The sequence below is a fragment of the Ruania albidiflava DSM 18029 genome (assembly GCF_000421225.1).
Taxonomy (GTDB): Bacteria; Actinomycetota; Actinomycetes; order Actinomycetales; family Beutenbergiaceae; genus Ruania; species Ruania albidiflava.
The window spans coordinates 53,317-59,663 of the sequence record NZ_ATWL01000017.1; the positions used below are offsets into that span (position 1 = coordinate 53,317).

Here is a 6,347-nt window from a genome sequence, read left to right on the forward strand (position 1 = left end):
TGGCCGGGACGGATGGTGAGCCGCCTCACTCCTGCAGGTCGGCGTTGGTGCGGTCGGTGAGCACGGACTCGTTCTGTGTGGAAGTGGGCTTTCGACGGCGGTCCGCACCGTGGTCGTCCACCTTCACCAGCATCCAGTTCGCCTCGTCCCCACCCATCTTCGTGTGCGTGAGCGCGAACGCGCCGGTGAGCTTCTGGCCGTACAGCTCCACCTTGAGGTGTCCGGCAGCCAGCGCCTCCCCGGCGCTGACCGGCTCGCCGGCGGTCTCAGTGAGGTTCTCGAAGCCGCCGGTGTCCCAGACGATCACCGTGCCGGCCCCGTAGCCCTCCTCGATCCGCCCCTCGTAGTCGACGTAGTCCAGGGGGTGGTCCTCAGTGCGGTGCGCGAGCCGCTTGTCCGCGGAGTTCACCGAGGGGCCCTTGGGCACCGCCCAGGAGACGAGCACACCGTCGATCTCCAGCCGGAAGTCGAAGTGCAGGCTGGAGGCGTCGTGGCGCTGGACCACGAAGCGGGGCTGCTTCGTGCCGCCCCTGGAGCCCCCGCCGCGGTTCGACGAACCAGAGCGGCGGTCCTTGCCGGCGCCCGCGGGTTCATCGGTGCGCGAGCCCCTCCGCTTCTTGCGGTAGTCGCTGAGCTTGTCCTCGGCCATAGTGGCTGCCTCCTGGACCCAGCCTCACATTCGCGGGGCGGGTGCGCATGTGCACGGGCATGGCTCAGCGGTGGAGCAGCAACTTGATGTCGTCGGTACCTACTACCCTGAACGCGTGATCACAGGTGAGCTGCGCAGCAAGGTCGATCGCGTCTGGGACGCCTTCTGGTCCGGGGGGATCAGCAATCCGCTGGAGGTGATCGAGCAGATCACCTACCTGCTGTTCATGCGCCGTCTGGATGACCTGCAGACCCTCGCCGAGGGGAAGGCGCGCGCCACGAAGCAGCCGCTCGAGAACCCGGTGTTCCTGCCCGGGCAGACCCATCTTCGCTGGGGTCGGCTCAAGGACCTGGCGCCGGAGCAGATGTACCAGACGGTGTCCGACGAAGTGTTCCCGTTCCTGCGGCAGCTGGGTGGTGAGGAGTCCACCTACGGCGAGCACATGAAGGATGCGCGGTTCACGATCCCGACAGCGGCGTTGCTCAGCCGCGTGGTCGACATGCTCGACGACATCCCGATGGCGGACCGGGACACCAACGGTGGATCTGCGACCCGGCGTGCGGCACGGGCGGGTTCCTGGTGGCAGCCAGCGAGTACGTGCGCGAGCACCACCCCAGCGCGCTGCGGGATGCGAAGCAGCGCAGCCATTTCCATCGGTCGATGTTCCACGGCTACGACTTCGACAGCACGATGCTGCGCATCGGCAGCATGAACATGCTGCTGCACGGGATCGAGTCGCCGGACATCCGCTACCGCGACTCGCTGTCGCAAGGGGCGAGTGAGGACAACAGCAAGTACTCGCTGATTCTCACTAACCCGCCGTTCGCCGGCTCGCTGAACTATGAGGAGACGTCGAAGGATCTGCAGCGGGTGGTGAAGACGAAGAAGACCGAGCTGCTGTTCCTCGCGCTGTTCCTGCGGCTGCTCGAGTCCGGGGGAAGGGCGGCCGTGATCGTGCCGGACGGTGTGCTGTTCGGTTCGTCGAAGGCGCACAAGACGCTGCGGCGCACGCTGGTGGAGGAGCAGAAGCTGGACGGTGTGGTCAAGCTGCCCAGCGGTGTGTTCCGGCCGTACGCCGGAGTGTCGACCGCGATCCTGTTCTTCACCAAGACCGACTCCGGCGGCACGGACCACGTGTGGTTCTACGACGTGCAGGCGGACGGTTTCTCGCTGGATGACAAGCGCAATCCGGTGGAGACCAACGATCTGGACGACGTCCGGAAGCGATGGGCCGAGCGCACGACGACGGAGCGAGAGCGGGCTCGGACGGCGCAGTCGTTCTGCGTGCCGAAGGCAGAGATCATCGAGCAGGACTACGACCTGTCCATCAACCGGTATAAGGAGATCGTCTACGACGAGGTGGAACACCGCCCGCCGCTGGAGATCATCGCCGACATCGAGAAGCTGAACGGCGAGATCGCCGAGGGGATGGATGAGCTGAAGGCGATGCTGCAGTGACAACGGTCGGAGAGATCCTGGAACTGTCGTACGGCAAGGCTCTCACGGCGTCTGACCGGGATGGTGGTGATGTGCCGGTCGTCGGTTCTGGTGGCGTTGTCGGCGGACACTCCAAGGGCCTAACGGACGCGCCCACCATCGTGGTCGGCCGAAAGGGAAGCATCGGCAGCGTGACCTGGATCGACGGATCGGCGTGGCCGATCGACACGGCCTACTTCGTCAAAGCCAAGCGCGAGGATCTCGATCGTCGCTGGATGTACTGGATGCTCAGGTCGCTCGGTATGGAGACGATGAACAAGTCTGCTGCAGTGCCCGGGCTGAACCGCGACGATGTGTACCGCCTGGAGGTCGACCTCCCACCCTTCCAAGAGCAGCGCCGCATCGCCGCCATCCTCGACCACGCCGACGCGCTCCGCGCCAAGCGTCGCCAAGTCCTCGCCCACCTCGACTCCCTCACCCAGGCGATCTTCCACGACATGTTCGGCGACCGGGGTCGACCGACCACTACATTGGGGGAACTCGCGACCTTCTACAGCGGTGGTACGCCATCCAAGAGCAGACCGGAGTTCTGGGACGGCCAACTCCCTTGGTTTAGTCCAAAGGATCTGAAGAGGCGAGATCTGACCGATGCACAGGACCACATATCTGAGAAGGTACCAACAGAGACCAACCTAAGGCTGCTTCCACCAGACTCGGTTGCCCTCGTTGTCCGCGGGATGATTCTCGCGCATACTCTGCCTATCTCGGTCCTGCGTGTGACATCGACGATCAATCAGGACCTCAAGGCAGTGCTACCCCGCAAGGATCTTGATGTGGACTTTCTTGCTGCTTCCTTGCGGGCCAAGTCGCAGTGGCTCCTTGCCCGCGTGGCAACCGCAGCACATGGCACCAAGCGCCTAGAGACCGCAGTCCTCGAAGCCACCCCGATTCCCGTCGCAGACCGATCAACGCAATTGCAGTTCTCCGAGCGGGTAATCAAGTCTCGGCATCAGCATGCTCTAGCCGAGCGCGCAGTCGCCGCTGACGACGAGCTCTTTGCCTCCCTGCAGTCCCGCGCGTTTCGAGGAGAACTATGAGCGATGTGTCCGAAGTGCCGATCTGGCCCGTGTTCGTACGGCCGGTGCTCCAGGTTTTGTCCGACGGCGAAACACGTACGCGCCGTGAGGTCGTCCGTCGTTCGTTGGATCTTTCTGGACTTAGCGATGAGGCGCGAGCCGAAACCCTTGAGTCTGGCGGCAATCGTGCCGATGGGCGCGTGGGCTGGGCACTCACACATCTGACGAAAGCGGGTTGGGTAGAACGCCCTGCCCGCGCGCAGTATCGCATCACTGATGCCGGGCGCAGCTGGTTCGCTGACCACCCCGACGGCATCAACGACGCGTCCACGGCCCACAGGATCTTCAAACCATTCTGGGAGCCAGTGCTAGAGGAAGCTCGTCATCGGGCGGCAACCCAGATCAACGAGCAGGTCTCTGCCGTCGTCGATCCGATCGAACAGATCGAGGACGGCGTCTCGCGCATCCATGCCGAGGTTGCCGCGGACCTGCTTGGTCGCCTACACGCGAACGAACCAGCCTTCTTCGAGCAGGCGGTGCTCGACCTGCTCATTGCCATGGGCTACGGCGGCGCCGAGGGGCACGCCACCCGCACCCAGCTCTCCAACGATGGCGGCATCGACGGCATCGTCGACCAAGACGCCCTCGGTCTGAGCCGCATCTACGTGCAAGCCAAGCGCTATGCCTTGGACGCCGCTGTTGGCCGACCGGAGATCCAGGCTTTCGTCGGCGCACTGCACGGCAATCAGGCCAACCAAGGCGTGTTCATCACCACTGCCCGCTTCAGCCGCGGCGCACAGGAGTACGCCGGCTCTGTGCCGACCAGAGTGGTCCTGATCGACGGCGCCCGGCTCGCCAGCCTGATGATCCGCTACGGCGTCGGCGTGCAGACCAAGCGCACCGTCAACATCGTCGAAGTCGATGAGGACTTCTTCGAATGATCTCGTCCGTCAGGTGCGCAAGCACCGTGCTGAGTCGATGCTTGGGGAGCTCGTGATGGCGCGTGTGTACATGTACGCCGACGAAACCGGCGATCTTGGATACGGCAGTGACGCGCCATACTTCGGTATCGGCACCGCGACGTACCGCGGCGAGCACTCTCAGGCCCTGTGGGCAGGCTTGGAGCTCCGAACCCAGCTGGAGGCGAAGGGCGTCCGGGTGCAGCACGGACTTCATGCGAAGAACGACAGTCGAAGTACCCGCAATGCGATGTTCGATGTCATTGCCCATCAGGCACCGCGGTTCGACACGACCTTCCTCTATAAGGAGAACGCCTATGCTCGCGTGCAGCAGCGAGGTCCGGTCTACCTCTACCAGCAAGCGATCTACCTGCATTTCAAGGAGATCTTGCGGCAAGTCTCCTGCGCAGGGGACGAAGTCTTCGTGATTGCCGGTCACCTGCAGACGAATGCCAAACGTGCTGCAAGCTACCAAGCTGTTCGCGCGGTGTGCAGCCAGATCGCTACCGACCGCACTGTGGTGCCCTGCGTCTGGGATGCGCCTAGTTCGTGGGGCATCCAAGTTGCCGACTACGGACTGTGGAGCACGCAACGGGTACTCCTTGGACGGACGAGTCCGTGGCACGTGCGGTGCGTAGAACCCACCTTGAAGTCAGTTTTCAAGCCGTGGGGGACGCCGTAGCTGGGCGTGAGGCGAGCCGGCTATCTGGTTACTCCAGAAGCGGTCCCCTGGACCTCTTGTCACCGGCTCACCTCAAGTATGACCGATCCTCCGGCGAGGTCAAGTAGCCGACGAGACTCACGAAAGATGCCCGCGAAACGTCCTCGGTGCCTCATGTAGGAGTGCCCGCGAAATCGGCGTGACGCTGGGGGCATGGGAAGTGGGTTGTCGATGGCCTCGCGTGCGGAGATCACTACGAGGTATGCGAAGGCGTATGGGCGGGCGAGTAAGAAGGACAAGGGTCGGGTCCTCGATGAGGTGGTCGCGGTCACGGGGTGGTCGCGGGACAACGCCCGGCGGCGGTTGGTGGCGGCTGCGAAGCGGGCGCCGGGGGCGGGCCGCGAAGTCGCCAGGGTGGGCAGGAGGAAGCGGGCGGACAAGTTCTCTTATGACGCCCGGCGGGTCTTGGCGCGGGTGTGGGCCGCCAGCGGGGGCCAGTGTGGGAAGTACCTGGCGGCCTCGATGGCTCTCCAGCTCCAGGCCCTGGAGCGTCACGGCGAACTCGTCCCGGGAGGTATCGGCGGGTCGGACCCTGAGGGCAGGTACAGCCGGTCGGTGCGCGCCGAGCTGCTGGCGATGAGCGCGGCCACGATCGACCGGTACCTGGCTCCGGTCAAGGCCAAGGACGCCATCAGCGGCACACCCACGACCAAGGCAGGTCCGCTGTTGCGGACCTCGATCCAGGTCCGCAGGGCCGGCGATGAGGTCGAGGACGAGCCAGGGTTCTTCGAGGTCGACACCGTGGCCCACTGTGGGCCCACGCTCAAGGGTGAGTTCGCCCGCAGCGTGAACCTCACCGACGTGCACACCGGCTGGGTCTTCACTCGAAGCATCCGTAACAACGCCCAGGTTCACGTGCTGTCCGCGCTACAGGCCGCGACTGAACCGTACTGGGTTCGGTGGAGACTCCTGAGCTTTGAAGCGAGGATGGAGTCATGGCGAGCAAGCAGGTGGCTGGGCCGACGTCGCGTCGGTATAGCGAGGAGGAGAAGGCCGCTGCGGTGCGTATGGTGCGCACGTTGCGGGCCGAGCTGGGCACGTCTCGGGGCACGGTGAAACGGGTCGCCGACCAGCTGGGGTATGGGGCGGAGTCGGTGCGGACCTGGGTCAAGCAGGCCGATATCGACGATGGCCAGGCGCCGGGGGTGAGCACCGGGGAGTCCGAGCGGCTCAAGGTGCTGGAGCAGGAGAACCGGGAGCTGCGCCGAACCAACGAGATTCTGCGGCGGGCTGCCAGTTTCTTCGCGGCGGAGCTCGACCGCCCATCGAAGAGATAGTCGTATTCATCGAGGCGATCAAGGACGAGGTGGTGGCTGGTCGCCGGCTCGGGGTCGAGCCCATCTGCAGGGTGTTGCAGGTGGCTCCGAGCACGTACTACGCCGCCAAGACCCGCACCCCGTCAGCGCGGGCCGTGCGGGATGTCGAACTGCGGCCGATGCTGCGGGCGCTGTGGGAGGAGAACTACCGCGTCTACGGAGTGCGGAAACTGTGGAAGGCAGCTCACC

At 64.7% G+C, this 6,347-nt stretch carries 6 protein-coding genes, 2 pseudogenes and 1 other annotated feature; of the genes and pseudogenes, 7 read left to right on the forward strand and 1 reads right to left on the reverse strand.

Features of this window, described 5'->3' with window-relative positions:
• Positions 1 to 25: 25 nt before the first annotated feature.
• On the reverse strand, positions 26 to 649 hold the full coding sequence (locus K338_RS0116030; protein ID WP_022919180.1) for a DNA polymerase ligase N-terminal domain-containing protein: 624 nt from the start codon (positions 647 to 649) through the stop codon (positions 26 to 28).
• A 115-nt stretch (positions 650 to 764) separates the two neighbouring features.
• Here K338_RS0116030 and K338_RS26280 point away from each other — a divergent pair.
• The 7 genes and pseudogenes from K338_RS26280 to K338_RS25275 form a co-directional block, all read left to right on the forward strand.
• Positions 765 to 1,091 (forward strand): annotated as a pseudogene (locus K338_RS26280) (type I restriction-modification system subunit M N-terminal domain-containing protein); the annotation flags it as partial.
• 137 nt (positions 1,092 to 1,228) lie between these two features.
• Positions 1,229 to 2,107, forward strand: coding sequence for an HsdM family class I SAM-dependent methyltransferase (locus K338_RS23360; protein WP_245542990.1), 879 nt, complete (start codon positions 1,229 to 1,231; stop codon positions 2,105 to 2,107).
• Positions 2,104 to 3,183, forward strand: a complete 1,080-nt coding sequence (locus K338_RS24745) for a restriction endonuclease subunit S (protein WP_022919181.1) — start codon at positions 2,104 to 2,106, stop codon at positions 3,181 to 3,183. The genes K338_RS23360 and K338_RS24745 overlap by 4 nt, the downstream gene beginning before the upstream one ends.
• Positions 3,180 to 4,103 (forward strand): restriction endonuclease, encoded by a 924-nt coding sequence (locus tag K338_RS0116045; RefSeq protein WP_022919182.1) that lies wholly within the window; start codon positions 3,180 to 3,182, stop codon positions 4,101 to 4,103. The genes K338_RS24745 and K338_RS0116045 overlap by 4 nt, the downstream gene beginning before the upstream one ends.
• Complete coding sequence (locus K338_RS0116050) at positions 4,084 to 4,803, forward strand: DUF3800 domain-containing protein (protein WP_211218250.1); 720 nt, start codon at positions 4,084 to 4,086, stop codon at positions 4,801 to 4,803. Before K338_RS0116045 ends, K338_RS0116050 begins: the two co-directional genes overlap by 20 nt.
• A 210-nt stretch (positions 4,804 to 5,013) precedes the next feature.
• Entirely contained in the window at positions 5,014 to 5,898 is an 885-nt protein-coding gene (locus K338_RS26285; RefSeq protein WP_245542991.1) for an integrase, read from the forward strand.
• Positions 5,793 to 6,347, forward strand: a pseudogene (locus K338_RS25275) (transposase); the annotation flags it as partial. The gene K338_RS26285 and the pseudogene K338_RS25275, both read left to right, overlap by 106 nt.
• Positions 6,074 to 6,208 (forward strand) — a sequence feature (AL1L pseudoknot). (Overlaps the previous pseudogene by 135 nt.)